Source organism: Inquilinus limosus (assembly GCF_051487185.1).
In the GTDB taxonomy this organism is placed as follows: Bacteria; Pseudomonadota; Alphaproteobacteria; order DSM-16000; family Inquilinaceae; genus Inquilinus; species Inquilinus limosus_F.
Genome location: NZ_JAHVDK010000014.1, coordinates 31,996 through 58,537, shown reverse-complemented (window position 1 = coordinate 58,537; position 26,542 = coordinate 31,996). Strand labels below are relative to the sequence as shown.

Annotated in this window: 29 protein-coding genes; 19 read left to right on the top strand and 10 right to left on the bottom strand. The window is 70.0% G+C overall.

The genetic code is table 11. From position 1 onward, the window contains the following. Positions 1-168: 168 nt before the first annotated feature. Both KXR53_RS17340 and KXR53_RS17335 read left to right on the top strand, forming a co-directional pair. The gene (locus KXR53_RS17340; protein WP_437376494.1) at positions 169-1,629 is read left to right on the top strand and encodes a DEAD/DEAH box helicase family protein; all 1,461 of its coding nucleotides are present in this window, start codon (positions 169-171) and stop codon (positions 1,627-1,629) included. A 31-nt stretch (positions 1,630-1,660) separates the two neighbouring features. Next, positions 1,661-2,044 carry an ankyrin repeat domain-containing protein gene (locus KXR53_RS17335; RefSeq protein WP_437376493.1) on the top strand — a complete coding sequence of 128 codons (384 nt, stop codon included), beginning with the start codon at positions 1,661-1,663 and terminating at the stop codon, positions 2,042-2,044. Here KXR53_RS17335 and KXR53_RS17330 read toward each other — a convergent pair whose 3' ends face one another. Next, positions 2,045-2,413, bottom strand: coding sequence for a GFA family protein (locus KXR53_RS17330; RefSeq protein WP_437376492.1), 369 nt, complete (start codon positions 2,411-2,413; stop codon positions 2,045-2,047). A 62-nt stretch (positions 2,414-2,475) separates the two neighbouring features. Further along, a complete protein-coding gene (locus KXR53_RS17325; protein WP_437376491.1) occupies positions 2,476-4,650 on the bottom strand; it encodes an FUSC family protein in 2,175 nt (724 codons plus the stop codon). A gap of 285 nt (positions 4,651-4,935) precedes the next feature. Between KXR53_RS17325 and KXR53_RS17320 the strand changes: the two genes are divergently transcribed. From KXR53_RS17320 to KXR53_RS17295, 6 genes are all read left to right on the top strand, one after another. Next, positions 4,936-5,763: a metallophosphoesterase family protein gene (locus KXR53_RS17320; RefSeq protein ID WP_437376490.1), complete on the top strand. Its 828-nt coding sequence runs from the start codon at positions 4,936-4,938 to the stop codon at positions 5,761-5,763. Further along, on the top strand, positions 5,760-6,914 hold the full coding sequence (locus tag KXR53_RS17315; protein WP_437376489.1) for an ABC transporter ATP-binding protein: 1,155 nt from the start codon (positions 5,760-5,762) through the stop codon (positions 6,912-6,914). The genes KXR53_RS17320 and KXR53_RS17315 overlap by 4 nt, the downstream gene beginning before the upstream one ends. Then, on the top strand, positions 6,907-7,833 hold the full coding sequence (locus KXR53_RS17310) for a carbohydrate ABC transporter permease (RefSeq protein WP_437376488.1): 927 nt from the start codon (positions 6,907-6,909) through the stop codon (positions 7,831-7,833). Before KXR53_RS17315 ends, KXR53_RS17310 begins: the two co-directional genes overlap by 8 nt. Continuing rightward, positions 7,830-8,666 (top strand): carbohydrate ABC transporter permease, encoded by an 837-nt coding sequence (locus tag KXR53_RS17305; RefSeq protein ID WP_437376487.1) that lies wholly within the window; start codon positions 7,830-7,832, stop codon positions 8,664-8,666. The genes KXR53_RS17310 and KXR53_RS17305 overlap by 4 nt, the downstream gene beginning before the upstream one ends. 29 nt (positions 8,667-8,695) lie before the next feature. Then, entirely contained in the window at positions 8,696-9,961 is a 1,266-nt protein-coding gene (locus tag KXR53_RS17300; RefSeq protein ID WP_437376486.1) for an ABC transporter substrate-binding protein, read from the top strand. Between the two features lie 85 nt (positions 9,962-10,046). Continuing rightward, on the top strand, positions 10,047-10,784 hold the full coding sequence (locus KXR53_RS17295; RefSeq protein WP_437376485.1) for a GNAT family N-acetyltransferase: 738 nt from the start codon (positions 10,047-10,049) through the stop codon (positions 10,782-10,784). Between the two features lie 135 nt (positions 10,785-10,919). Here the strand turns inward: KXR53_RS17295 and KXR53_RS17290 are convergent, their stop codons facing one another. Continuing rightward, on the bottom strand, positions 10,920-11,396 hold the full coding sequence (locus tag KXR53_RS17290; protein WP_437376484.1) for an SRPBCC family protein: 477 nt from the start codon (positions 11,394-11,396) through the stop codon (positions 10,920-10,922). 96 nt (positions 11,397-11,492) lie between these two features. Next, complete coding sequence (locus tag KXR53_RS17285) at positions 11,493-11,987, bottom strand: winged helix-turn-helix transcriptional regulator (RefSeq protein ID WP_437376483.1); 495 nt, start codon at positions 11,985-11,987, stop codon at positions 11,493-11,495. Between the two features lie 100 nt (positions 11,988-12,087). On the opposite strand from KXR53_RS17285, the gene KXR53_RS17280 reads away from it, so the two are divergent. Next, entirely contained in the window at positions 12,088-12,663 is a 576-nt protein-coding gene (locus tag KXR53_RS17280) for a dihydrofolate reductase family protein (protein ID WP_437376482.1), read from the top strand. A 6-nt stretch (positions 12,664-12,669) separates the two neighbouring features. On the opposite strand, the gene KXR53_RS17275 is transcribed toward KXR53_RS17280, so the two are convergent. Further along, entirely contained in the window at positions 12,670-13,650 is a 981-nt protein-coding gene (locus KXR53_RS17275; RefSeq protein WP_437376481.1) for a quinone oxidoreductase family protein, read from the bottom strand. A 98-nt stretch (positions 13,651-13,748) separates the two neighbouring features. Here KXR53_RS17275 and KXR53_RS17270 point away from each other — a divergent pair, with 98 nt between their 5' ends. Beyond that, positions 13,749-14,144, top strand: a complete 396-nt coding sequence (locus tag KXR53_RS17270; RefSeq protein WP_437376480.1) for a winged helix-turn-helix transcriptional regulator — start codon at positions 13,749-13,751, stop codon at positions 14,142-14,144. Here the strand turns inward: KXR53_RS17270 and KXR53_RS17265 are convergent. Beyond that, positions 14,141-14,638: an Lrp/AsnC family transcriptional regulator gene (locus tag KXR53_RS17265; RefSeq protein WP_437376479.1), complete on the bottom strand. Its 498-nt coding sequence runs from the start codon at positions 14,636-14,638 to the stop codon at positions 14,141-14,143. The genes KXR53_RS17270 and KXR53_RS17265 overlap by 4 nt on opposite strands. A gap of 46 nt (positions 14,639-14,684) precedes the next feature. On the opposite strand from KXR53_RS17265, the gene KXR53_RS17260 reads away from it, so the two are divergent. The 7 genes from KXR53_RS17260 (at position 14,685) to KXR53_RS17230 (ending at position 21,064) form a co-directional block, all read left to right on the top strand. Next, complete coding sequence (locus tag KXR53_RS17260) at positions 14,685-15,878, top strand: MFS transporter (protein WP_437376478.1); 1,194 nt, start codon at positions 14,685-14,687, stop codon at positions 15,876-15,878. A 105-nt stretch (positions 15,879-15,983) separates the two neighbouring features. Then, positions 15,984-17,015: a type III polyketide synthase gene (locus KXR53_RS17255; RefSeq protein WP_437376477.1), complete on the top strand. Its 1,032-nt coding sequence runs from the start codon at positions 15,984-15,986 to the stop codon at positions 17,013-17,015. Continuing rightward, positions 17,015-17,512 carry an isoprenylcysteine carboxyl methyltransferase family protein gene (locus tag KXR53_RS17250; RefSeq protein WP_437376476.1) on the top strand — a complete coding sequence of 166 codons (498 nt, stop codon included), beginning with the start codon at positions 17,015-17,017 and terminating at the stop codon, positions 17,510-17,512. Before KXR53_RS17255 ends, KXR53_RS17250 begins: the two co-directional genes overlap by 1 nt. 84 nt (positions 17,513-17,596) lie before the next feature. Beyond that, on the top strand, positions 17,597-18,742 hold the full coding sequence (locus tag KXR53_RS17245) for an acyltransferase family protein (RefSeq protein ID WP_437376475.1): 1,146 nt from the start codon (positions 17,597-17,599) through the stop codon (positions 18,740-18,742). Between the two features lie 73 nt (positions 18,743-18,815). Further along, on the top strand, positions 18,816-19,517 hold the full coding sequence (locus KXR53_RS17240; protein ID WP_437376474.1) for a Crp/Fnr family transcriptional regulator: 702 nt from the start codon (positions 18,816-18,818) through the stop codon (positions 19,515-19,517). Further along, entirely contained in the window at positions 19,504-20,130 is a 627-nt protein-coding gene (locus tag KXR53_RS17235) for an NUDIX domain-containing protein (protein WP_437376473.1), read from the top strand. The genes KXR53_RS17240 and KXR53_RS17235 overlap by 14 nt, the downstream gene beginning before the upstream one ends. A gap of 94 nt (positions 20,131-20,224) precedes the next feature. Continuing rightward, the gene (locus tag KXR53_RS17230; protein WP_437376472.1) at positions 20,225-21,064 is read left to right on the top strand and encodes a hypothetical protein; all 840 of its coding nucleotides are present in this window, start codon (positions 20,225-20,227) and stop codon (positions 21,062-21,064) included. A gap of 3 nt (positions 21,065-21,067) precedes the next feature. On the opposite strand, the gene KXR53_RS17225 is transcribed toward KXR53_RS17230, so the two are convergent. The 4 genes from KXR53_RS17225 to KXR53_RS17210 form a co-directional block, all read right to left on the bottom strand. Beyond that, positions 21,068-22,075, bottom strand: coding sequence for a GlxA family transcriptional regulator (locus KXR53_RS17225; protein ID WP_437376471.1), 1,008 nt, complete (start codon positions 22,073-22,075; stop codon positions 21,068-21,070). A gap of 79 nt (positions 22,076-22,154) precedes the next feature. Further along, complete coding sequence (locus KXR53_RS17220; RefSeq protein WP_437376470.1) at positions 22,155-22,364, bottom strand: hypothetical protein; 210 nt, start codon at positions 22,362-22,364, stop codon at positions 22,155-22,157. 120 nt (positions 22,365-22,484) lie between these two features. Continuing rightward, entirely contained in the window at positions 22,485-23,180 is a 696-nt protein-coding gene (locus KXR53_RS17215) for a pirin family protein (RefSeq protein ID WP_437376469.1), read from the bottom strand. A gap of 67 nt (positions 23,181-23,247) precedes the next feature. After that, positions 23,248-24,198: a LysR family transcriptional regulator gene (locus tag KXR53_RS17210; protein ID WP_437376468.1), complete on the bottom strand. Its 951-nt coding sequence runs from the start codon at positions 24,196-24,198 to the stop codon at positions 23,248-23,250. Between the two features lie 116 nt (positions 24,199-24,314). Here KXR53_RS17210 and KXR53_RS17205 point away from each other — a divergent pair, with 116 nt between their 5' ends. Further along, entirely contained in the window at positions 24,315-25,169 is an 855-nt protein-coding gene (locus KXR53_RS17205; protein ID WP_437376467.1) for a pirin family protein, read from the top strand. Between the two features lie 142 nt (positions 25,170-25,311). Next, positions 25,312-26,487 carry an acyltransferase family protein gene (locus KXR53_RS17200; RefSeq protein ID WP_437376466.1) on the top strand — a complete coding sequence of 392 codons (1,176 nt, stop codon included), beginning with the start codon at positions 25,312-25,314 and terminating at the stop codon, positions 26,485-26,487. Positions 26,488-26,542: the final 55 nt, after the last annotated feature.

Below are 26,542 nucleotides of genomic sequence, written 5' to 3'. Positions count from 1 at the left end.
AGTGCAACATGTCGAGCAAAAATCAAAAAACAAAGCAAAAACAACGTTGTAACCAGAATATCATAGGATCGTCCCTGAACGCGGAATTCCGTATTCCACCGAGCAGCCGACCGGGAGTCCTGGCCGGTCCCATTGCGCTTCGCCCAAGATCAGGCCAGGAAAGCAGCCATGGAGACCCTCGATCTGGCCAAGATCCGCCCTGCCGATGAAGGCCCCGACTTCGTACCGCGGCCGCACCAGGTCGTAGCGCGCGATGCCATCCTCGCGGCCCGGGCGGCGGGACGCCCGGGCTTCCTGCTGGGCGACCTGACCGGGCTGGGCAAGACCCTGTCCGCCTGGCTGGCCGTCGCCGCGATGCCGGAGGAGGAGGTGCTGGTGATCTGCCCGAAAGGCGCGATGCCGCAATGGCGGCGCACCATCGCGCGCTCCGGCACCCCGGCGAAGCGGGTGACGCTGATCAATTTCGAGAAAACCAAGTCGCTGCTGGCGCCGCCGCCGGTCAGCACCAAGCGCTCGACCCGCGCCAGGAACAACGAGCTGGTCAAGCACGGCACGCCGAAACGGACCTGGCCGATCGTGGTGATCGACGAGGCGCACCGCATCCGCAACCCGAACTCCCAGCAAGGGTTGGTCTGCCGGCAGATGGCCGCAGCCGCGGCCTTCACCATCTATATGAGCGCCACCGCAGGCCAGGCACCGCACGAGCTGTCCTATCTCGGCCGGCTGCTGGCCGAGGCGGCCGGCGGCGGCACCGGCGACCTGGACGGGTTCCGCGCCCTGATGAAGCGGCTGCGCATCGGGCGTGCCAAAGGCCGCTGGAAGAACTGGAGCTGGGAGCCGAACCCGGAGGACCGCCGGGTGATGGCCGAGCTGCTGTACAAGGGGCCGCGGGCGATCGGGCTGCGCCGCCGGCCGGAGGACATCGCCGGCTGGCCGGAGGTGCAGCGCGAGCTGGCCCCCACGGCGCTGGACGCCTCGGCTCGGCGGCTCTACGAGGCCACCTGGCGCGAGTTCCGGCGCGAGCTCGGCCTGGCCGGCGGCAGCACCCGCCGCGCCACCGGCTGGGCCGCCGATCTGCGCTTCCGCCAGAAGGCCAGCCTGCTGCGCATCGCCGGCACCGCCGAGTTCTGCGAAGACCTGCTGGCGAACGGGCAGCAGGTCGCGATCTCCGTCGCCTTCCTGGAGACCAGCGCCATGCTGGCCGAGGCGCTGCGCGGCCGCGGCTGGTCGGTGGGAGAGATCAACGGCACGCAATCCGGCGAGGCCAACGAGGCCATCCGCGTCGCCTTTCAGACCGGTCGGCTGGACGCCGTGCTGTTCACGGTGACCGAGTCGATCTCGCTGCATCGTGGCGAGCTGCCGGGCGGCGAGCGCGACCGGTCGCTGGTGGTGCACGACATGCGGCACAGCGCGATCCAGCTGCAGCAGATCGAGGGACGCTGCCACCGCGATGGCGAACGCGCGGTGATCTACTACGCCTATGCCGAGGGCACGGTGGAGGAGACGGTGGCCGCCATGGTGATCGCCCGGATGGCGTCGATGGAGGGCATGGCCGGCGACGACACCGCGCTGCTTGACGCCATCGCCGCCGTGGTCGAGACCGCGGCGATGCGGCGCGACGCGGCCTGATCGGAAACCGCCCTGCTGTGAGAATGCCTTGATGAACGCGGACGACGTGCTGAGACGCTACAGGGACGAAGAGCTGCCCGATTTTGCCGGGATCGATCTGTCCGACGTGAACCAGGTCGGGATCTTCGGCGACGCCCCGATTCATATCGCGGCGATCCGCGGCCGGACCGATGAGATTATGGCGCTGCTGGACGGTGGCGCCGATGCGAATGCGTCGGGCGAGCTCGGCAACACCCCGTTGCACGAGGCCGTGATGCAGAACCGGATCCAGGCCGCGAAGCTGCTGCTGGACCGCGGCGCCGACCCGCACCGGAAGAACCGCTTCGGTGGCTCACCGCTGGATGCTGCGCGCTCCCGCCAGAATCGGCGCCTCGTCCGGCTGCTGGAGGGCGGCGGTCCATTCCGCCGCCGCTGACTACCAGAGGTTCTTGCCGTCGATCACCTGAACCGGCACCACATCGAGATCGAAATCGTCGAGCAGCCGGGCGTTGATGCTGACCTTGAGCCGGGTGAAATCGGGCTTGCCGTCGACCCAGTCCGGCGTCTCGGTGTAGGTGCCGCAGCCGCAGATGGCGCAATGGTGATGCTGAACCGTGTAGCTGCGCCATTGATACGTCGACACACGGTCGCGCGCCGTCAGCAGCTTGAACTGCTCGGCCGGGTAATAGGCCCACAGCGCGCCGCGCTTAGCGCAGAAGGAGCAGGTGCAGCGGGTGACGCTCTTCGGCGCCGTCGGCACCTCGAATTGAGTCGCGCCGCAATGGCAGCTTCCCTTGACCGTCATGGCGTTCCCCCATCGATGGGTCGGCGAGTCCCGACCCATCAGTGTCGCCGAGATCGGCCCCTCTAAGCCACTGCCCGCCGCTCCGGCTGCGATGGTGAGCACGCCCCGGCCCCGATCACGCCAGCGAGCGTTTCGACGGCATCGATCATACGATCGGTCGCTTCCAGGAGGGCCATGGTCACCGGCCGGTCGGTCTCCGGCAGGCCGGCGGGGTCGAGCAGCTCCGCCAAGGCCCGGTGCCGGGCCGGCAGGTCGGATGGGATCGCCGGCGGCCGATGGTCGCGCAGGGCGGAGGCCAGCTCGCCCAGGGCGGCGGCGACGGCGCGGCCGAAGGGCTCGATCGCGGCATGCTTCGCCAGCGCCGCCGCGCCGTGGTCGTGCAGCGCGCTTTCCAGCGCCATGCCGGCGCGCAGGATGCGGTTGGCGTTGGCGAAGATCGCCTCGGCCCGCGCCGGCTGACCGGGATCAGCCGGCTCGACCCGCAGCCGCTCGACCGAGGCCTGGGCGTTCACACGGGCGGCGCGGGCGGCGGCACGGGCATCAGCCTGGGCCTTCGGGTCGGCGCCCAGGAGCGCCTTCAGGTATGCGGCATAGGCGTCGAGCATCGCGGCGATCACCGGCCGCTCTCGCCCCCGCTCCCAGGTCGGCCACAGCAGATAGGCGGCCAGCGCCAGCAGGCTGCCCAGCACGGTGGCGACGCCGCGGTCCAGCAGCGTGTGCCCGGCCGGCTGGCCGGCCAGGCCGAGCAGCAGCACCACCACGGCGGTCAGCAGCGATACCGCCAGGCCGTAATGCACCGGCGCCAGGTAACGGAAGCCGAAATAGAGCGGTGCGATCAAGAGCGCCTGGGCCAGCGGATGGTCGAACACGAGATAGACCACCGCCGAGGCCACCAGCAGGCCGGCCAGGGTGCCGAACATGCGCAGCAGGCCGAAGCTGACGGTGCCGCCGAAATCCGGCTTCAGCACGATCACCACCGTCATGGCGATCCAGTAGTACTGCGGCAGGCCGACGGCACGGCCCAGCGCCTCCGCCGCCACCACACAGGCGGCGCAGCGCAGCGCATGGCGGCCGGCGGCCGAGGACAGCGACAGGTTGGCGCGCAGCGTCGCCAGCGGCGCGCCGGGGCGCAGCGCCGGCGGCTGCAGGGCGTCGCGCTCGGCCGCCCGCCGGTCGCCGCGGACGCCGGCCTCGGCCGTGTTGCGGATCGCGGCGCGCAGCGCGCCGGCCAGGCCGATCGCCCGCGCCTCCGCCAGGTGCAGGCGCGACCGCAGGAGCGGATCATGCGTCGCGTGGCGGGCGTCGCGCAGCCCGGCCAGCGCCGCCTCGAAGCCCTTCAGCGCCGCCCCGCCCTCCATCGGCCGGCCTTGGCGCAGCGCCATGCCGAGGCCGCGCAGCACCACCGCCGCCTGGCGCATCACGGCCGGCAGCGCCGGGTCGTCGACTTGGCCGCGTAGGTCGGACAGCGCCAAGAGCTCGAGCCGGATGCGCTCGGCCAGGCCGAGCAGCACCCGGAACGCCTCCACCCCGCGGATCCGGGCGGCACCGCTGCGGGCCAGCAGCTGCTGCGCCTCGCCCAGGGAATCGGCCAGCGGCATGAATTCGGTGTCCTCCGGCATCGCCCGCGCGATCTCCGACAGCATGCGGTAGACCGAGGCCAGCGCGTCGCGCTCCGGCTGGTAGATCCGCAGCGGCCAGGCGGCGACGGAAAGCAGCGTCGCCAGCAGACCGCCGGCGAGGAACAGGCCGGAAGCCGCCCAGGGATCGAATCCGTGGCCGGCGGTGCCGGCGGTCACCACCAGCACGATCAGGATCGCGGTGCCGCCCTGCGTCGCCACCGGGCCGAGCGCCACCAGCATGGCGAGCAGGAAGGCCGAGACCGCCAGCACCGGCAGGAACAGCGGCCAATGGGTACCAAGCGAGAAGCCGGCCAGCGCCGCGAGCCCGGCGCCGAGCGAGATCAGCATCATGCGACGCAGGCGAAGCGCATGCGGTCCCGGCGCGTCCGAGGTGACGACATTGAGCGCGCCGCCGGCGACGGCGAGGCCGACGTCGGTCTGGCCGAAGATCACGCCCAGGATCACCGGCAGCGCCACGGCCAGCGCGTTGCGCAGCGCCACCGGCCAGGGGATGGTGGCACGGTTCCATTGCACCAGTGCCATCAGGAGCGGCGATCGCCGGCGGGGCGCCGCCTCCGTCACCGCCATGCTGCTCCAAGCGCCTGAACGATCATCCATCTGCCTTCTTCGAGTCGTCCCCCGAAGCATGATGCCCGCCGATGTTCCGGGGCGTCGACCTTCGATCCGGTCCGGCGGACATCGATTCTTCACCGGGCCGAAACAGATCCGTCATCTCCACTCCCTATCATCCGCGCGCCGCGAGACGCAGCGGAACCGGACACCGGCCGCGGCACCAACGCTCGCTTTTCGACACATCCGATTGCCGCCGCCCGTCGGGCCGCCCGATGCGCGGGTGATTTGCCATGACGTCCGGCGCGATCGGCAGCAGCAAGGAGCCGACCCGTGCGGGTGATCCAGATCACCGATACCCATCTCAGCCCCGGCAAGCGGCATTTCGCGCCGAACTGGGCGCCCCTGGCAGACTGGCTGCAGGGCGCCCGGCCGGACCTGGTGGTCCACACCGGCGACCTCAGCGTCGATGGGGCGGATGTCGAAGCCGATCTGGAATACTGCGCCGAGCTGCTCCGCGGCTTGCCCTGTCCCGTCCTCTCAGTGCCCGGCAACCACGATGTCGGCGACCTGCCCGGCACCCGCCAGCCGGTGACCCTTGAGCGGCTGGAGCGCTGGCGCCGCATCGTCGGGCCGGACCGCTGGGTGCACGACCAGCCCGGCTGGCGCCTGATCGGTCTGAACAGCCAGGTCATCGGCGCCGGCGACGAGGAGGAGGCAGAGCAATTCGCCTGGCTGGAGGGCGTGCTGCAGGCTTGCGAGGGCCAGGGCGTCGTGGTGTTCACCCACAAGCCCCTCTTCGTCGACCAGCCGGACGAGGGCGACACCGGCTATTGGAGCATCCGCCCGGCGCAGCGCCGTCGGTTCTTGGAGCTGTTCGAACGGCACGGCGTGGCCCTGGTCGCCAGCGGCCATCTGCACCGGGCCTGGACCGGCGTCCAGGCCGGCACGCGCTACGTCTGGGGCCCCTCCTCCGGCTTCATCGTCGGGCCAATGGAGCGCGACATGCCGGGCGACCGCATCCTCGGCGCCGTGATCCACACGCTGGACGAGACCGCGTCGAGCGAGATCGTCGAGCTGCCGGCGCTGCGGCCCTTCCTGATCGACGATGTGATCCACGAGGTCTATCCGCGCCACCAGCCCGCCGAGGGCGCGTCGTGACCGGGCTGGCGCTGCGCCGCATCAGCAAGGCCTTCGGCGGCAACCGCATTCTGCAGGATGTCACCATCGACGCCGCGCCGGGCGAGTTCATCGCCCTGGTCGGGCCGTCCGGCTGCGGCAAGACCACCCTGCTCCGCATCGCCGCCGGGCTGGAGCATGCCGACACCGGCTCGGTGCAGCTGGGCGACCGCGACATCACCGCGCTGCGCCCGGCGGCGCGCGATATCGCCATGGTGTTCCAGTCCTACGCGCTGTACCCGCATCTGACCGCGGCGCAGAACATCGCGGTGCCGCTGGCGATGCGGCGACTGTCGACGGCCCAGCGCCTGCCCTTCATCGGCAACCTGATGCCCGGCCAGCGCGCCCTGCGCACGGAGATCCAGGTCCAGGTGCGCGAGACCGCGGCGAGCCTGAGGATCGACCATCTGCTGGACCGCAAGCCGGGCCAGATGTCGGGCGGGCAGCGCCAGCGCGTAGCCCTGGCCCGGGCCCTGGTGCGCCGGCCCGCCGCCTTCCTGATGGACGAGCCGCTGTCGAATCTCGACGCCAACCTGCGGGTCCACACCCGCGGCGAGATCGTCGAGCTGCACCGCCGCGCCGGGGTCACCACGCTCTATGTCACCCATGACCAGTCGGAGGCCTTGAGCATGGCCGATCGGGTTGCGGTGATGATGGGCGGCCGCCTGCTGCAGCTGGACAGCCCGGCCCGGGTCTATGCCGACCCGGCCCATGTCGAGGTGGCGCAGTTCATCGGCAGCCCGCGCATCAACCTGCTGCAAGCGGTGCTGGACGAAGCGCGCGCCGCCCGCATTGGCGGCCGGATCCTGGTCGACGGCGTCGAGGCCGCGCCCGGCACCGCGGTGACGCTGGGCGTGCGGCCGGAAGCGCTGCGCTTCCTGATGCCGGGCCAGCCCGGCTTGGCGGCGACGGTGCACCGGCTGGAGTTCCTGGGCTCCGAGCTGCTGGTCTTCCTCACCCTAGCCGACGGGGCGGAGCTGGTCGCCAAGACCGCCCCGGCCCTGGCCGCCGAGCTGGCGCCGGGCACCGCGGCGACCCTGGCGGTCGACGCCGCCGACGTCCTGGTCTTCGGCCCCGAGGGCGGCCGTCTGCCGGTCACGGCGACGCCGCTGCGGATCGCTGCCCATGGCTGACCTGGTGTTAGATGACGGCACCGCCCGCCGGGCTGCCCGGGCCGCGGCGCGGGCGGAGGGCTTCGCCGCCTGGCGCCTGTCCGCCCCGGCGGTGCTGCTGCTGGCGGCGCTGATCCTGGCCCCGACCCTGGCGGTGCTGGGCTTCAGCCTGACCGATTTCGAGCTGGGCTATGACGGCGTGCAGTTCATCGGCCTCGACAACTACGCCGAGCTGCTGGGCGACCGCACCTTCCTGATCTCGCTGAAGAACACCGCGGTCTACACCGCCATCGTCACTCCGGCCTCGGTGCTGCTCGGCCTCGGCGTCGCGCTGCTGATCGAGGCGGAGACGCGCGGCCGGGCGCTGTTCCGCACCGTCTACTTCCTGCCCGTCGCCTCGCTGCTCGTGGCCATGGCCACCGTCTGGCAGTACCTGCTGCACCCCAGCATCGGCCCGGTGAACGAGATGCTGCGCCTGTTCGGCATCGCCGGCCCGAACTGGCTGGGCGACAGCAAGACCGTGCTGCTGAGCCTGGCGCTGATCGGGGTGTGGCAGTCGGTCGGCTTCAACATGGTGCTGTTCCTGGCCGGGCTGACCGCGATCCCGCGCGAGCTGTACGCCGCCGCCGAGATCGACGGCGCCGCCAGCGTCTGGGAGCGGTTCCGGCTGGTCACCTGGCCGATGCTGGGGCCGACCACCCTCTTCGTGATCACCATCAGCGTGGTCAATGCGGTGAAGGTGTTCGAGACCGTCGGCACCCTGACCCAGGGTGGCCCGAACAAGGCGTCGGAGGTCCTGCTCTGGACTATCTACCAGGAGGGCTTCGTCTATCTCCGCGTCGGCTACGCCTCGGCGATGACGGTGGTGTTCCTGGCCGTGCTGGTGGCGCTGATGCTGCTGCAGTACCGGGTGCTCGACCGGCGGGTGCATTACACATGAGCCGCCAACCCTGGAGCCTGCTGCGGATCGTGCGCCTGGCCCTGCTGTCGGCTGGCGCCCTGGTCTTCATCGCGCCCTATCTGTGGATGCTGTCGGTCGCGGCCAAGTCGCAGGACGAGATCTTCTCCTCCTCCCTGTCGCTGCTGCCGCAGCGCTGGGCATTGGCCGAGAATCTGACCAAGGCGCTGACCCGGGTGCCGATGGCGCAGATTCTGCTGAACGGCGTCATCGTCTGCGGCCTGATCCTGGTGCTGCAGGTGCTGGTCGCCGTGCCCTGCGCCTATGCCATGGCCAAGCTGCGCTTCCGCGGCTCCAAGGTCATGGTCACGATGATCATGCTGGGCCTGCTGGTGCCGATCCATGCCATCGCCCTGCCGATCTACGTCGCGCTGTCGGCCACCGGCACGCTGAACACCTATGTCGCGCTGGTCGCGCCCTTCACCATCTCGGTGTTCGGCATCTTCCTGTTCCTGCAGTTCTTTCGGGCGATGCCGGACGACCTGATCGCTGCGGCCCGGCTGGACGGGATGTCGGAACTGGCGATCGTCTGGCGCGTCATCGTGCCGAACGCCTGGCCGGCGATCACCGCCTTCGCGATCTTCTCGGTCGTCGCCCATTGGAACGACCTGTTCTGGCCGCTGATCGTGGTCAGCGACACCAGGATGGCGACGCCGCCGCTGGGCCTGCTGTTCTTCCGCGCCGCCGAGGCCGGCGACGATTACGGCGCGCTGATGGCGGCGACGGTGATCGTCACACTGCCGCTGGTCGCCGCCTTCCTGGCAGCCCAGCGCCGCTTCATCGAAGGCATCACCCTGACCGGGCTGAAGGGCTGACCCGGTCGCATTTCCAGAGAGGGGCAATCGTGAGACTGATCCGAACCGCGCTGGCGGGCATGGCGCTGGCGGCCGCGATGACCGGCGCCGCGCAGGCCGAAACCACCCTGACCGTCCACTACCCGATGCCGGGCTTCTTCAAGGACGTGATGGACACGATCTCGCAGAAGTTCATGGCCGAGCATCCGGACGTGAAGATCGTCTTCGCCAGCCCCTCGCCGACCTATGAGGACGGGCTGCAGCAGATCCTGCGCCAGGCCGGCACCGCGGAAATGCCGGACATCACCTTCATCGGCCTGAACCGGCTTCGGGTGGTGGCGGAGCGCGGCATCTCGGTCGACCTCAGGCCCTTTGTCGAGAAGGACGGCCATATGGCCGAGCAGGGCTTCAGCGACCATATCCTCGGCCTGGCCCAGTTCGGCGGGCAGCAGGCCGGGCTGGCCTTCGCCACCTCGAACCCGATCATGTACTACAACGCCGACCTGGTGCGGAAAGCCGGCGGCGACCCGGACACGCCGCCCAAGACCTGGGACGAGGTCCTGGCGCTGGGCGCCAAGATCAAGGCGCTGGGCGACGGCGTCGGCGGCATCGACTTCCGCTGGCAGGGCGACGACTGGATGTTCAGCGCCCTCCTGTTCGGCGCCGGTGGCGAGATGCTGACGCCGGACGAGAAGAAGGTCGCCTTCGACGGGCCGGAGGGCCTGGCCGCCTTCACCCTGGTCCAGCGCATGGTGACCGAAGGCGGCATGCCGGTCTTCACCAAGTCGGCTGGCGAGCAGGCCTTCGTCGCCGGCAAGGTCGGCTTCGCCTTCCAGACCACGGGCGCGCTGCGCAACACCATCAAGAATGTCGGCGACAAGTTCGAGCTGCGCACCGCGCCGATCCCGCTACTGGATCCGGCCAAGGGCAGGCTGCCGACCGGCGGCAACGCCGCGGTGATGCTGACCCGCGACCCGGCCAAGCAGCAGGCGGCGTGGGAGTTCATCAAATTCGCCGCCGGCCCCTATGGCGCCTCGGTGGTGGTGCCGGGCACCGGCTATGTCCCGAACAATGAGCTGGCGGCCAAGTCGCCTGAATATCTCGGCGACTTCTACGCCAAGAACCCGCTGTTCCGCGCCGGGCTGGAGCAGATGCCGAAGATGCGGCCCTGGTACGCCTTCCCCGGCAGCAACGGCGTGAAGGTGACCCAGACCATCGTCGACAACCTGTCGCGGGTGGTCGAGCAGAGCGCGACGCCGGAGGAAGCCTTGGCCGACGCCGCCGACGAGGTGCAGAAGCTGCTGCCGCGGCGCTGAAGGGCTGCAACCGGCCTCGAATCGCCGCTACAAGGGACGAGGGTCGGACATCCGTCCGGCCCTTTCCGTTTTCGGGTCAGTGCTCATGTCCGCCGACGATATCGCCTGGAGAGTGGAGGAAGCCTGCCAGAACGCCTGGCCGTCGCCACGGCAGGTGCTGCTGGGCGGCTGGCTGCTGCGGGCGTCGGGCGGAACCACGCGCCGGACCAACTCGGTCAATCCGCTGCGGGGCGGTCCGCACGACCCGAGCGGCATCATCGCCGCGACCGAGAGCATCTATCGCGGCCTCGGGCAGCCGGCCATCTTCCGGGTGCCGTCGATCGCGGCTGGCATGGACGGGCCGCTGCAACGGCAGGGCTATGCCGCCGAGGCCGAGACCACCACCCTGCTGGCGGGTCTGGCCGACCACCGGCCAAGGGACTGTGCTGAGATCGAGCTGATGGACCGGCCGGGCGAGGATTGGCTCGCCCTGCGGTCCGACCCGGCCGACCCCATCTTCCGCCGGATGGTCGACAGCATCGTCCTGCCCAGGGCCTTCGCGGCCTGCCGTATCGACGGCCAGGTGGTGGCGAAGGCCTACGGGGTCGTGCATGACCGGCTTCTGGTGGTCGAGGCCGTCGCCACCCATCCGGAGCATCGCCAGCGCGGATACGGGGCCCGGACCGTCGGCCATCTGATGGACTGGGCGCTGACGCAAGGCGCCGGCGGCGCCTGCCTGCAGGTGATGACCGACAACCGGCCGGCCCTGGCCCTCTATGCGTCGCTCGGCTTCCGGACGGAGCTGTATCGCTATCACTATCGCAGCAAAGCGGCGGCCGGCTGATCAGCCGGCCGCTGTCCAGAGAGAACCGTCATTGCGAGGAGGCGAAGCCGACGAAGCAATCCATGCTGCCGTTCTCGCTGCCCTGGATTGCTTCGCTGCGCTCGCAATGACGGCTCTCTCGTGGGCTCGCCTGTATCAAATCCTGGCGACCAGCGCCGCCAGCTGGTCGGCGCACTGGCCCCAGCCTTCGTGGAAGCCCATCTTCTCGTGCTCCTCGCGATCGGCGACGGTCCAGTGCAGCGCCCGGGCCGTGTAGCGGGTCTTCCCGTCCTCGTCCTCGAAGGTGATGACGCCGGTGAAGAACGGCTTCTCCGACGGCTCCCAGGCCTTGGTGTAGGCATCGGTGAAGACGATGCGCTCGTTCTTGACCACTTCGAGATAGACGCCCCGCATCGGGGATTCGGTGCCGTCGGGGCCGCGCATCACGATCAGGTTGGAGCCGCCTGGACGCAGATCGACCTCGATCACCGGGGTGGTCCAGGGCCGCGGCGTGAACCACTGCTTCATCAGCTCGGGCTCGGTCCAGGCCCGGAACAGCTTCTCGCGCGGCGCGTCGATCAGGCGGGTCAGCACCAGCTCGCGGTCGGAGGCGGGTTTGGGGGTGTCGGTCATGGATGGTCTCCTGGGATCAGCGTTCGATGCACCGAGGACGCCTGCTGCGCCGACGGACCGACATCCTGCCGAAATTTTTCCCCGGCATCGACCGGATCAGCCGGCCGCGCGGACCTCCAGAAACGCCTGGCGCAGCCGCTCGGCGACCGTCGGGCCGCTGCGCCGGCGCGGCTGGCCGAGATGGAGGTGGCGCAGATCGTCCATGAACTCCTCCCACAGCGCCGGTCCGCCCTCCTCCAGCAGTTGGGCGCGGATCGACAGGTCGCGGGTGGCCGGCAGGTGGCGGCGGCCCCAGGCGCCCATATGGGCGAGCAGCGGCACCAGTTGGATCGCCTTCTCGGTCAGGCTGTAAATTGCCTTCTGCTTGTGGCTCTCGTCGCCGGTGCGGGTCAGGAATCCGGCCTCGGTCAGCCGCTTCAGCCGGTCGGCCAGGATGTTGGAGGCGATCCCCTCCTCCGACTGGGTCAGCAGCTCCCGGAAATGTCGCCGGTCGCCGAACATGATGTCGCGGATCACCAGCAGGCTCCAGCGGTCGCCCAGGGCCTCGAGAGTGAGATTGATCGGACAGCCGGATCGCGGTTCGCTGCTCATGATGGGTCGCCTCCTTTCCGCTTGCAATATGCAATCGGATGATCTAGAAGACAACCAGTTTCTATTCGCAATCAGTTTGTATCCAACTCGGAGGGAACCGATGCGTAAGGCCGTTCTGTCGATGTTCATCAGCCTCGACGGCTACATCACCGGGCCGAAGGGGGAGTTCGTGGCGCCGGAATGGTCCGACGACCTGGCGACGCATTGGTCCGGCTATGCCCTGGAGCGGGCCGGGCACCTGCTCTACGGCCGGGTCAACTTCCTGTTCAACAAGGCGTTCTGGGAGCCGGCGGCGACCGACCCGAACAGCCCGGCCGCCGGCGTCCCCTACGCCGCGGTGATGAACCGCCTGCCCAAGACCGTGTTCTCGACCACGCTGGTCGGCGATCCCGGCTGGAACGGCACGGTGGTGCGCGACGACCTGGAGGGCGCCGTCGCACGGCTGAAGGCGGAGGGCGAGGGAGACCTGTTCATGTTCGGCGGCGCCGGCATCGCCCAGAGCTTCGTCGTTCGCGACCTGTTCGACGAATACCGGCTGATGGTGACGCCGAACCTGTTCGGCGACGGCAAGCGGCTGTTCGAACCGGGCTTCGACCGGATCGACCTCAAGCTGACCGAGACCAGGCCGCTCGACACCGGCGCCGTGATCCTGCACTACCGGCGCGAGCGCGGCTAAGCCTTCCTACGGGATGAGCACGACCTTGCCGGTGCTTCGGCGGCTCTCAAGCGCCCGGTGCGCCTCCGCGGCCTGGTCCAGGCGGTAGCGGCCGCCCTGAATCACCTTCAGCGCGCCGGTCGCGGCCAAGTCGAACAGTCCCGCCAGATCGGTCCGTAGACCTTCGGGTGTCAGCAGCGGCAGCAGGGCGAAACCCTTCAGGGACTGGTTCTGGAGGATCATTCCCTCCAGCTCGGCCGCTCCGAGCTCGAACCGCCCCAGCGCGCCGAACACCAGCTCGCCGCGCGGCGCCAGGGCTTCGAGGCAGGCCCTGGTCACCGCGCCGCCGACGGTGTCATAGACGATGTCGGCCCCGGTGCCGCCGCTGGCGTCGCGGACCCGGGCGGCCCAGCCGGGCTCGCCGTAGTCGACGCCGAGATCCGCCCCGAGGCTGCGGGCGACGTCCAGCTTCGCCCGGCCGCCTGCTGCGGCGATCACCTGCTCCGCGCCGGCGCGCCGGGCCAGCTGCAGCAGCAGCGAGCCGACGCCGCCGGCCGCGGCGGTGACCAGCACCGTCCGGCCGCGGGGTGGGCTCCGCCGCACCAGATGCAGCGCCGACAGCCCCTGCACCAGCAGCGCTGCAGCATCCTCGAAAGACAGGCCCTTGGGCAGAGGCACGGTCGAGGCGGCATCGACCACCACGTAGTCTGCATAGCCTCCAAAAGGGCGACCCGTTGCGAACATCGGCACCGCGACCCGCGCACCGATCAGCGCCACATCGCCCCCTTCCCCCATCGCCTCGACCTCTCCCGCCACCTCGACACCCGGGACCATCGGCAGCTCGGGCGTCACGGCGTAGAGGTTCCGGCGCAGCAGCGTCTCGAAATAGTTCACCCCGGCGGCCCGCACCCGGACCAGCACCTCACCGGGGCCAGGCTGAGGGATCGGCAGGTCGATGATCTCGAGCACCTCTGGGCCGCCGAAGCGGCTGAACTGAACGGCCTTCATGGGGTCACCCGGCGTTGGACAGCATGAAGCGCCTTCTGCCAGTATGCCGCTCGACGGCTCTACACACCCTTTCGTTCCATACTGACCAGAAGGTGACCATGGCCGAGACGATCAAGCGGCTGCCGGTGCTGCCGGTCGAGCGCGCCTTGAAGGTGATCGGCGGCCGCTGGAAGGCGGTGATCCTCTACCATCTGTTCGACGGGCCGCGGCGGCTGTCGCAGCTCGGGCGGACCTTGCCCGAGATCAGCCAGAAGGTGCTGATCCAGCAGCTGCGCGAGATGGAGGAGCACGGCCTGGTCCACCGCGAGATCTTCCGCCAGGTGCCGCCGCGGGTGGAGTATTCGGCGACAGCGCTGGGCCTGAGCTTGGAACCGGTGCTGCGCGCGCTGTGCGACTGGGGCCAGCGCCATGCCGCCGAGTTGAACGAGCTGGACCGCCTGGCCGAATGCCGCCTGCGGCCCGCGCAAACCGTGGACGTGTCGCCCTCTCCCTAGTCGGCCGGCAGAGCTCCTCGCTCCAGATGCGAGCTGAGGACGATGTAGCTGCGCGTGCCCTGGACGCCCGGGATGTCGTAGATCACCCGCAATAGGTCCTCTAAACCCTGTGCGTCCTGCGTCCGCACCTTCAGCAGGACGCAGGTGTCGCCGGTGACGGTGTGGATCTCCTCTACATCCGGCAGCTTCGACAGGCCGAGCATCTCCGGCGTCTTGCCCCAGCCGGTCGTGTTGACATGGATGAAGGCCAGGATCGGCTTGCCGAGCTTGCGCCCGTCCAGCGCCGCCACAGTGGCCCTGATCACCCCGTCGCGCTTCAGCCGCTTCACCCGCTCATGCACCGCCGGCGGCGACAGGTTCAGCGCTCGCCCGAGCTCGGCGTAGCTCAGCGTCGCATCGGTCGCGAGCAGCCCTAACAGTTTTCGGTCGACAGCGTCGACGGAGGGGATTTCGGCGGGCCGGCGCCGAACCGCTTTCGTATTTTCGATGACCACGAGAATCGCCCTTCATGACCGAACCAGGTTCGGCGATTATCATCACATGCCCGAACACCATCAACATCACAGAGCCATCTCGCTGCAGACGGCGATCCTGACCGCCGGCATCGCCGTGGTCGGCTCGAACTCGCTGGTGCTGAGCCCGATCCTGGGCGATGTCGCGGAGGCGATGGCGGCGACACCGGTGGCGGTGTCGCGGGCGATTGCCGCCTATGGCGGCGCGACTGCGCTGTCCGCCTTCCTGCTGGCGCCGCAGATCGATCGTATCGGCCCGCGCCGGGCGCTGTTCGCCGGCATGATCGGGCTGGCCCTGGCGACGCTCCTCTCGGCGTTGGCCGTGCACTGGCTGATGTTGACCGTCGCGCAGGCGCTGGCCGGCTTCGGCGCCGGGGTGATCCTGCCCTCGATCTATACCTTGGCCACCACGATCGCGCCGCCGGGCCGCGAATCTCGGGTTCTGGGCCGGGTGCTGACCGGCTGGTCGATCTCGCTGGTGGCCGGGGTGCCGGCCGCCGCACTGATCGCCGAGACGCTGGGCTGGCGCGCCGTCTTCCTGCTGCTGGCTGGCCTGGCAACCCTCGCCCTGGCCGGCATCGCCCGCCTGCCGGCGCTTCCGTCCCGAGCGGCGGCGGCCCGGCCGGGTCCCGGGGCGCTGATCGCCCCCCTCGCCTATCCCGGCGTGCCGGCGCTGCTGTCGATCTGCCTCGGCTTCATGGCCGCCTTCTACGGCGTCTATGCCTTCATCGGCGACCATGTGCGGGTCGAGCTCGGCCTCACCGCCGGCCAGGCCGGGCTGATCGTGCTGACCTATGGCCTCGGCTTCGGCGCCGCCAGCCTGGGCGACGGGCTGGTCGACAGGCTGGGGCCGCGTCGTCTTTTCCCGATGGTGCTGCTGGTAGTGGCGGCGATCTACGCGCTGATGCCGCCGGCCGCGCACAGCTTCGCCGCGATCGCCGCGCTGACCGGGCTGTGGGGCTTCGCCAACCATTTCGGGCTGAACATCCTGGTGCTGCTGCTGTCCCGGGCGAAGCCCGAGGCGCGCGGGGCGGTGCTGGGGCTGAACAGCGCCGTCACCTATCTCGGCACCCTGACCGGCACCGGCCTGGCCGGGATCGGCTATGCCGCTTCCGGCTTCCCGCCCCTGGCGATGGGCGCGGCAGCCGCCTGCCTCGCCGCCGCCCTGGTCGCCGCCACGGCACTGCGGCCGCGCCGGATCACCGGCCCTGCGGCATCCTGACGGCACCCTCCGCAAGAAACGCGGCGGTCGCTCTACCCGAACAGCCTTGGAGGACCAATTCCCTGGTCTCTCGCTGAGCGGGCATCGACCCCGCGGAGGTAGAGCATGCCTAGGCTCGCGGGGCTGGCGACGGCCGTTCCCCCTCATGTGATCACCCAGGCCGAGGCGCGCGACGGCGCCCGGCGCGTTTTCGCGGCACGGCCGGAGCTGTTCGAGCGCATGGCTCCGATCTACGACGCGGCCGGAATCGACACCCGCCGTTCCGCCGTGCCGCTGGACTGGTACTTCGCCCCGCATGACTGGCACGACCGCAGCGCGGTGTTCCTGGACACGGCGCTCGACCTGCTGGAGGACGCGGCAAGGCGCTGTCTGGACGAAGGCGGCATCGGCGCCGGCGAGGTCGACGCCATCGTCACCATCTGCTCGACCGGCATCGCCACGCCCAGCCTCGACGCGCGGCTGATGGAGCGGCTTCCGTTCCGGCCGGATGTGGTGCGGCTGCCGGTGTTCGGCCTGGGCTGCGCCGGCGGCGTGCTGGGCTTCGCCCGCGCTGCGGCGCTGTCGCGCGCCCTGGGCGGCACGGTGCTGCTGCTGGTGGTGGAGCTGTGCGGCCCGACCTTCCGCCGCGACGACCTGACCAAGAGCAACGTGGTCGCCACCGCGTTGTTCGGCGACGGCGCCGCGGCGGTGCTGATCCGGCCGGAGGACGGCGTGCCGGCACTGGGCCCGACCGGCGAGCACCGCTGGCCCGGCACCCTCGACGTGATGGGCTGGTCGGTCGAAGCGGACGGCCTCGGCGTGATCTTCTCACGCGACATCCCGGCCCTGGTGCGTCGCGACCTGCGGCCGGCGACGGAGGCGTTCCTCGCCCGGCACGGCCTCGGGCTCGACGACCTCGCCGGCTTCGTGTTCCACCCCGGGGGCACCAAGGTCGTCGAGGCGCTGCGCGATGCCTTCGAGCTGCCGGATTCGGCGCTGGCGGCCGAGCGGACGGTGCTGCGCCGCTATGGCAACATGTCAGCCGTGACCGTGCTGTTCGTGCTGGCTGAGAAGCGCCGGCGGATGGCCGGGCGCTGGCTTCTGAGCGCGCTGGGCCCCGGCTTCTGCGCCGGCTTCGCCGTGCTGGATTGCGGCTGATGCTCGGCTGGGCGCAATGGATGGTGCTGCTGGTGGCGGCGCAGCGCCTGGGCGAGCTGGCCTATGCCCGCCGCAACGAGGCGCGGCTGCGCGCCCGGGGCGCGGTCGAGAGCGGCGCCCGGCACTATCCGCTGTTCATCCTGCTGCACGGCGCCTGGCTGCTGGCGATCTTCCTGCTGGTGCCTGCGGACCGCACCCCCTTCTGGCCACTTCTAGTCCTGTTCCTGCTGCTGCAGGTTGCCCGGGTCTGGGTCGTAGCGACGCTGGGGCCGTATTGGACCACGCGGGTGCTGAGCCTGCCCGGCGCGCCGCTGGTGCGACGCGGCCCCTATCGCTGGCTGCGACACCCCAACTACCTGATCGTCGCGGCCGAAATCGCGGTGCTGCCTCTGGCCTTCGATGCCTGGGTGATCGCGATCGTCTTCTCGCTCGCCAACGCGCTGCTGCTGCATCACCGCATCGGCATCGAGGAGCAGGCGCTGGCCGGGCGGGGCTGAGGCGGGACGCCGCAGCCCGGGGAACGATCCGTCCGCCCGTTGGTTCGGTCCATCAGGCGCCTTCAACAACAGCATTCCGGGGTCATGGCCGAGGCATCTCTTCGCAGCCAGCAGCAATACTTTCCCGCCCTCACCGCACTGCGTGGCATCGCTGCGCTCTGCGTCGTTCTGTTCCACTATTCGATCGGGTCCTTCCCGAACCTGCACCCAACCGATCTGACCTTCTTCTTCGGCAAGAGCTATCTCTTCGTCGACCTGTTCTTCGCGCTCAGCGGCTTCATCCTGATGCATGTCTATGGGCGCAGTTTCGCCGACGGGCCGTCCGCGGCGAAGCTGGGGCCCTTCCTGCGGGCCCGGTTCGCGCGGCTGTACCCGCTGCACCTGGTCGTGCTGGGCGGCTTCGTTCTGCTGGAGCTGGTGAAGCTCGCGGTCGACCGCTCGGGCCTCGACGCCTTCGGCGGCTCCCACACCCTCGCCACCCTGCCGGGCAGCCTGCTGCTGCTGAACGCGGCCGGAATTTACGACACCATCACCTGGAATGGACCGTCCTGGTCGATCAGCGCCGAATGGATCGTCGGCCTCGCCTTCCCGTTGCTGGTGCCGGTGGTCGCCCGGCTGCGCCCGGCAGGGCTGCTTCTGCTGTATGTGGCAACCCTGGTCGGCTTCGCCCTGCTGTCGGCCGGACCGCAGCTCGATCTCGACCTGACGAACGACTGGGGCGTGCCGCGCTGCTTTCTCGGCTTCGTCGGCGGCATGATCCTGTACCGCCTCTGGCAGGACGACGCGCCGGGCTGGATGGCGACCGACACCGCGGCTCTGACGGTCATCACAGCCATCGTTCTGGCCATGCACCTGAACATGCGCGGCGTCTTCGTGGTGCCGCTGTTCGGCCTCTTGATCCTCTGCCTGGCGCAGAACACGGCACGAGTGGGCCGGGCGCTGGGCAGCCGCCCGATGATCTTCCTCGGCGACATCTCCTACGCCGTCTACCTGGCCCAGATGCTGCTGCTCGACAGCGTGCATCTGGGCTGGCGCCTGGTCACCGGGCGCGAGCTGAAGGATGCAGGGTTCTCCGCGGCGCAGTCACTGGCGGTCATCGCCGTGATGGTCGTGGCGCTGCTGCCGCTCGCCACCCTGCTGCACCGCTGGATCGAGATTCCGGCACGCGATTGGCTCCGCCGGGCCGTCCCGGGACGTGCTCTGCGCCCCGCTTTCGGCCGGTCGAGCTGAGGGGTGCATATCGGCTCTGGCGGGCGCGGCCCGCCGGCCCTATTCTGGCGCGCTTCCAGAACGAGACGTACCCGTGCCTGTCAACGACGCCCGCCCCCTCGACGGGATCGACCTCCTCGCGGTCGCTCCGGCCGCTCTGCGCGACGAGCTGCAGAAGCAGTGCCGCTGGCAGCGCTTCGTGCCGCATGAGCAGATCATCGACCGGAACGACGATCCCGATCACGTCTATTTCCTGGTCGAAGGCAGGGTCCGGGTGGTGATCTATTCCGCCTCCGGCCGCGAGATCACCTTCGACGACCTCCCGCCGGGCGCCGTGTTCGGCGAATTGTCGGCGCTGGACAAGGCGCCGCGCTCGGCGAACGTCATGGCGTTGACCGATGCCACCGTCGCCGCCCTGCCCACCGCCGTCTTCCGCAGCGCCGTGACCGAGCATCCGCCCCTGGCGCTGGCCCTGATGGTGCATCTGGTCGGCATGGTGCGGCGCGCCAATGAACGGATCATGGATCTGAGCACGCTCGGCGCCAACAACCGGGTGCATGCCGAGCTGCTGCGCCTGGCCCTGCACGGCGCGCAGCCGGACGGCACCGCGACGATCCGGCCGATCCCGGTGCATTCCGACATCGCCAGCCGGGTCAGCACCACCCGCGAGACCGTGGCGCGGGTGCTGAGCGACCTGGCCCGGTCGGGCATCGTCGTGCGGACGACCGACCACCTGCACGTCGCCGACCTGAACCGGCTGGAGCGGCTGGTGGAGGACGTCCGTGGCGAATGGTGACGGCGGCAATTGCGATCGCAGCCTGAACCGCTGGACGACGCTGAAGATCAAGCCGGTCTACGAGAACCCCTGGATCAAGGTCGACGAGCACGACGTCCTGACCCCGGCCGGCACGCCGGGGATCTACGGCGTCGTCACCTACAAGAATCTGGCGATCGGGGTGGTCCCGATCGACGACCGCGGCCGCATCACCCTGGTCGGGCAGTACCGCTACGCCCCCGGCGTCTACAGCTGGGAGATCCCGGAGGGCGGCGGCGACCCGCAGGTGCCGCCGATCCTGTCGGCGCAGCGCGAGCTGCGCGAGGAGACCGGGCTGGAGGCGGCGCATTGGCACGATCTCCTGACCATGCACCTGTCGAACAGCGTCTCGACCGAGACCGCCCATCTGTTCGTCGCCTGGGGTCTGACCGAGGGCAAAGCCGAGCCGGAGGAGACGGAGGATCTGGCGCTGCGCACGGTGCCGCTGGAAGAGGCCTTCGCCATGGTCGCCGACGGCCGGATCACCGATTCGCTGACCGTCGCCGCGCTGCTTCGGCTGCAGGTGATGGTGCTGAGCCGCACCCTGCCCGCCGGCCTGGCCGAAATCCTGCGGCAGGCCGAGGCCGTCGGGTGACCGACCGGCAACCGAAGCATCAACGAAGCATCATCGTCCTGTCATGCTCCCCGTCCTAGGGTCGGCGCCCTCGATAGATGCGAGGGGACGATCGATGATCCGCATGACCGGTGCTCCAGCCCTGCTTCTCGCCGCCGGCCTCCTGTCGGTCCCGGCCTGGTCGGACGAACCGAAGCCGCACCAGGTCGAGGCGGTCGCCTCCTTCCCCGCGGCGGAGGCGCGGCAGGCCGTGGCGGTGGATGCCGACTCCTTCTACGCGATCAACAGCCGGGCGATCGCTCGCTACGACAAGAAGACTGGTGCCCGCATAACCGTCTGGAGCGAAGCCAAGGACGGGCCGATCGTCCATCTCGACAGCGGCGTGGTCGTCGACGGCAAGCTCTACACCGCCCACTCCAACTACCCGGAATGGCCGATGACCAGCTCGGTCGAGATCTGGGACGCGGCGACGCTGAAGCATGTCGGTACGCACAGCTTCGGCATCGACCGCGGCTCGCTGACCTGGATCGACTATCATGACGGAGCCTGGTGGGGCGCCTTCGCCAACTACAACCGGGTGTTCGACCGCAGCCCCCTCGCCTATGGCAACAAATACAACACCCAGATCGTCCGCTTCGACGCCGACTGGCGCGTCGCCGAAGCCTGGGTGCCGCCGCCGGAACTGCTGGAGAAGTTCGGCGACATGAGCAATTCCGGCGGTTCCTGGGGGCCGGACGGGCGGCTCTGGATCACCGGCCATGACGAGCCGGAGGCCTATGCCCTGACGCTGCCGGAGGCGGGCTCCGTGCTGCGCTGGGTCGGCACCGCGCCGCTCGACATCGCCGGCCAGGGCATCGCCTGGGACCGCACGCAGCAGAACGTCATCTGGGGCGTTGTCCGCGACAGGCAGAAGGGCGAGAACCGCGTCACCGCCGCCCGCGTGCAGCTGCCATAGCCCCTACCATGCCCGGCGCTGGCCCATGAGCTGGGCCGGCCCGACCGGGCGCGGCGCCCGCTCCGCCCGCGGCGAATGGTTGAACAGGGCGCGGTAGCATTTGGCGAAATGCGAGGCCGAGGCGAAGCCGCAGGCCACCGCCACCTCCAGCACCGGCATCGAGGTCTGCGCCAGCAGGATCTGCGCGTGCTTCAGCCGCGCCTCGAGATAGTACTGCGAGGGGGTGCAGTTCAGATAGATCCGGAACAGCCGCTCCAGTTGCCGGGTCGACAGCCCGGCGGCCCGGGCCAACGCCGCCCGCGGCAGCGGTTCCGCCAGATTGGCCTCGATCTCGGCGATTGCGGCCAGCAGCTTCGGGTGGCTGACGCCGAGCCGCTCGCGCAGCTCCATCCGCTGCGGCGCATGGCCCTGGCGCGGCCGGGCGTGCAGGAACTGCTCCGCCACCTGGTTGGCGAGGTCGATGCCGTGGGCCTGGGCGATCAGGTAATGGGTCAGGTCCAGCGACGCGGTGCCGCCGGCAGAGGTGAAGCGGTCGCGGTCGATCTCGAACAGCCGCCCGGTGACGTCGAGCCGCGGGAAGGTCTCGGTGAAGGCGCTGAGATTCTCCCAATGGATGGTGCAGCGATAGCCGTCGAGGAGCCCGGCCCAGGCGAGATGATAGGTGCCGGTCGAGACCGCGCCGATCCGCGTGCCGCGCCGGGCCATCCGTCGCAGCCAGGCCAGGATGCGGTCGTCCCGCCCGTTCTGCGGGTCCAGCCCGGCGACCACCACCACCATGGTGAAGGAATCCTCCGGCCCGACCGCGCCCTGGGCCATCAGGACGCCGCCATTGCTGGCCGTGACCGGCTCGCCGTCGACCGAGAGCAGCCGCCAGTCGTAGAGCGTGCGCCGCGCCACCCAGTTGGCGGCCCGCAACGGCTCCAGAATTGCCGACAGGGCCATCATCGAGAAGTTCGGCACCAGGAGGAACCCCACCCGCTGCGGCGGCTCGGTCATCGGATCGTCGGCCATTCCTGGTCTGCTGCGCTTCCCGCGATTTCCGGCATCCGGCCACAGCGCGGCGGCCGGCGCAACCCCCGGCACCGTCGGGTCAGCGGCGATCCCGGCCGCGCGGCCGAGTCCGCAGGATCAGGAGGACGAAACCGCCGATCAGCAGCAGCGCGGCGACCGCAGCGCCGGCTGCGAACCGGATGGCGCGGCCGCCGTCGAGTCCGGCCAGGTTGCCGGTGATGGCGAAGCTCCAGACGCCGATTCCGGTCAGGAACACGGCGATGGCCGCGATCAGCAGGGCGATGCGCATGGTCGGCGGCTGCGATGCTCTCGAAGAAGGCCGGCCGACATCCTGCCAGGATCGACGGCAGCCGGTCGAGGGCCCCTGCAGCCCGGCCCGGGACGCTGGGCTCGGGCTGCAGGGGAACGCTCAGGCGAGATCGAACAGCAGGAACTCCGCCTCGGTCTCGGCCGTGATCCGAAGGCCGGGCTCGTCCTCGACCGCGGCGCCGTCGCCTTCCCGCATCTCGTGCCCGTCGAGCAGGACGACTCCGCGGGTCAGCTGCACGAAGGCGGCCCGTCCCGGCGCGATCGCATGCTCCACCGTCTCGCCGGCGGCGAGCCGCGCGATGAAGAGCCGAGCGTCCTGGTGGATCCTCAGGACGCCGTCGCCGGCCTCGGGCCCCGCCACCAGCCGCAGCCCGCGCAGGGCCCCGCCCTCGAGGCTGGCCTGCTCGTAGCCGGGCGCGAGGCCGCGGCGGTCCGGATGGATCCAGATCTGCAGCAGGTGCAGCGGCTCTGTGGCCGAGGCGTTCATCTCGGCGTGGACGATGCCGGTGCCGGCGGTCATGCGCTGCAGCTCGCCCGCCCGGATCACCGCGGCGTCGCCGAGGCTGTCGCGATGCTCGACCGCGCCGGACAGCACATAGGTCAGGATCTCCATCTCGGCATGGGGATGCGCCGGGAAGCCGGCGCCCGGGACGACCCGATCCTCGTTCAGCACGCGCAGCGACCGGAACCCCATCCGCGCCGGGTCGTGGAACCGGCCGAAGGAGAAGCTGTGGCGCGCCTCGATCAGGCCGGTCTCGGTGCGGCCCCGGGCCATGCGGTCGTGCAGCGTGATCATGGCGATCTCCTGTCCGGTGGTGACGCCGGGAAGATCGGGTCGGGCGGCCGCCCGCGAAAGCGCCGGATCAGGAAACCCGGCGTTCGGCCGGGGCGAACGACAGCCCCTGTTCCCAGGGCGCGGCCTCGCCGCAGCTGTCGGCCAGGTGCTCGATCAGCGCCCGCACCCGGCGCGACAGGTGGCGGGTCTGTGGATAGAGCGCGTGGATCACATCCGCCACCGGCTCGGCGTCCAGCGCCACCGCCAGCAGCCGGCCCTGGCGCAGGGCGTCGGCGACGATGAAGGTCGGCAGCACGGCGAGGCCCAGCCCCGCAACGGCCGCATCCCGCGCCGCCTCGCCGTTGTTGACGCTGATCCGACTGCGCATCGCCACGCTGCGCGGCGGCCCGCCGGCGGCGAAGGGCTCGAACTGCCACAGCCAGGTGGACGGCACCTCGGCATGGCCGATCGCCTCGTGCTGCGGCAGCTCCGACAGGCTCCGCGGCAGCCCGACCGTCGCGGCGTAGCCCGGGCTGGCGCAGACCACGCGCCGGCTGGCGGCGAGGCGGCGGGCGATCAGCGCCGAATCGCGCGGCCGGGTGATGCGGATGGCGAGGTCGTAGCCCTGCCCCGCCAGATCGACCATGCGGTCGTCGAGGTCGAGGGTCAGCGTCAGCCGCGGGTGCTGGCGGGCGAAGTCGAACAGCACCGGGCCGAGATAGAGCGTGCCGAAGCTCATCGGCGCCGCGACGCGCAGGGAGCCGCGCAGATCGCCGTCGCCCTCCGCCACCTCCTCCGCCGCCTCGTCGAGCTGGCGCAGGATGCCGCGGCCGCGCTCGTAGAAGGCGAGGCCGCGTTCGGTCGGCAGCACCCGCCGCGTCGAGCGCTGCAGCAAGGCTCCGCCCAGCGCGGCCTCGAGATCGCTGACCCGCTTGCTGACCACGGATTTCGACAGGTTCAGCCGCCGCGCCGCGGCGCTGATGCTGCCGCTGTCGACCACCTGCAGGAAGGTGGCGATGTCGTCGAGCCGGTACCGCATCGTTCGATCATAGCGAACGGCGGTTTCGGGGAAAGCTGCATTCTCCCCGCCGTCCGCCGCCCCGATCTTGGTGGCAGAGCGCGGCGCCGACCCCGGCGCCCGAAACGGAGACGATGATGGCGACCAACAGCACCACCCTCGCCCGCCCGCGCGGCGTGACCCGCACCCTGCGCGGCCGCCCGGCCAGCGACGGCGCCGGGGTCAAGCTGACCCGGGTGATCGGCCAGCCCGGCCTGCCCGACCTCGACCCCTTCCTGATGCTGGACGAGTTCCGCTCCGACGACGCGGCCGACTATCTGGCCGGCTTTCCGGACCATCCGCATCGCGGCTTCGAGACCGTGACCTACATGCTGGCCGGCCGGATGCGGCACGGCGACAACAAGGGCAATGTCGGCCTGCTCGGTCCCGGCAGCGTGCAGTGGATGACCGCCGGCCGCGGCATCGTGCATTCGGAGATGCCGGAGCAGGAGGACGGGCTGATGTGGGGCTTCCAGCTCTGGGTCAACCTGCCGGCGGCGGAGAAGATGACGGCACCGCGCTACCAGGACATCCCGGCCACGGCGGTGCCGGAGGTGACAGCGGCGCCTGGGGCCACGGTCCGCGTCATCGCCGGCGGCTTCGGCGGCACCACGGGCGCGGCCGAGGGCGGCACCACCGAGCCGGTCTATCTGGATGTCCATCTGGAGGCCGGCGCCGCGGTCGATGTGCCGCTGCCGGAGGGCCATGCCGGCTTCGCCTATGCCTATCAGGGCGCGGCCGAGATCGGCGGCGAATCGCTGGAACGCGGCACCCTGGGCGTGCTCGGCGCCGGCGACGGCGTGCGGGCGGCGGCCAAGGGCGGTCCGGCGCGGCTGCTGATCGTCGCCGGCAAGCCGCTGCGCGAGCCGGTGGCGAAGTACGGCCCCTTCGTCATGAACACGGAAGCCCAGATCGTCGACGCGATCGAGGACTTCCGCGCGGGGCGGTTCTGAGGGATCGCCGGGGCGGCAGGTCGGGCCGCCCCGGCATCGGCCGCCAGGAAGCTGTGCCCTCTCGCCGGCACCTAACGTCAGCCTTGACCGCCCTTCAGCTTCCGGCAAAGATGCAAATAATATCATTCACTATCGAATTTCTATGAAAGAACTTGAAGAAATAAAGCCATTGACCAGTGCCCGAGGCGTCGCGGCATTTATTGTCGTACTGTTTCACCTGCAGGCGATAATCAATGATCTCTCCGATCGCGGAGTCCTGCCGATCAGCTTCAAGACCGGTCACATCGGGATCATATCCGACGGCTATCTCGCCGTGGATTTCTTTTTCGTGCTCAGCGGCTTCATCATATGCCGGGCCAACCGGCATCTGTTCGAGCAGAGCCTTCGCCGGGCCGATTACGGGTATTTCCTGACGAAGCGCCTGGGCCGCCTGTTCGCCCTCAACGCCGCCACACTGGCGATCCTGCTCCCACTCGAGTTCATCAAATATTTTACCAGTGTCGGCGATACGCCCCCCTTTTCCGAGACCAACACCGTCGGCGCCTGGCTTGAGAACCTGTTCCTGGTCCAGGTCTGGTTCTTCGGCCACGGCCCGAGCTGGAACACCGTCGCCTGGTCGATCAGCGCCGAGTGGGCGGCCTATTTCCTGTTCCCCGCCCTGTTCGTCGCCCTGATCCGCTGCCCCGCGGCGATGCTGACGCTGGTGGTCGGCGCAGCGATCGCGGGCCTGGCCTGGCTCGAATCGATCAGCCCGTCGGGAACGCTGAGCCTGACCGAGGACGGCGCTGTGATGCGCTGCCTCTGCGGCTTCGTTCTCGGCATGATTGCCGAGCAGGTGTCGCACGCGGCGCCGGTCCGCCGCGCCACCCCCTGGCTGGGATCGGGCGTCAGCGTCACGCTCGCGGTCCTGGCCATGGTGGTCGTGATCGTCTTCGGCGAGGCCGACTGGGTGGCGAGCCCGATCTTCTGCTATATCGTCCTGGCCCTCTCGGTCGCCGGCCCCGGCCCGGCCGCGGTGATGTCGGCCCGGCCGATGCATCTGATGGGGGTCTGGTCCTTCGCCCTCTACATGACCCATTTCATCGTGCTGCGGGTCTACAAGGTCGCGGCGCTGTGGGTCTTCGGCCGCTGGCCGTCATCGCCGACGCTTGTGATCGCGAGCCTGATCGCCGCCCTGGCCGTCTGCATCGTCGTGGCCTGGGCGGCGCATCGGTGGATCGAGAAGCCCGGATACCAGCGGATGCGGCAATGGGCGGAGCGGATCCGCCAGTCCGGCCCGCCCCCGGACCCGGCGCCGGTGGCGACCCCCGCGGCCTGAGCCCTTCACCGCCAGCCGCAGTGGCGTTGCCCGTAATCGACAATCGGCGCGAGCC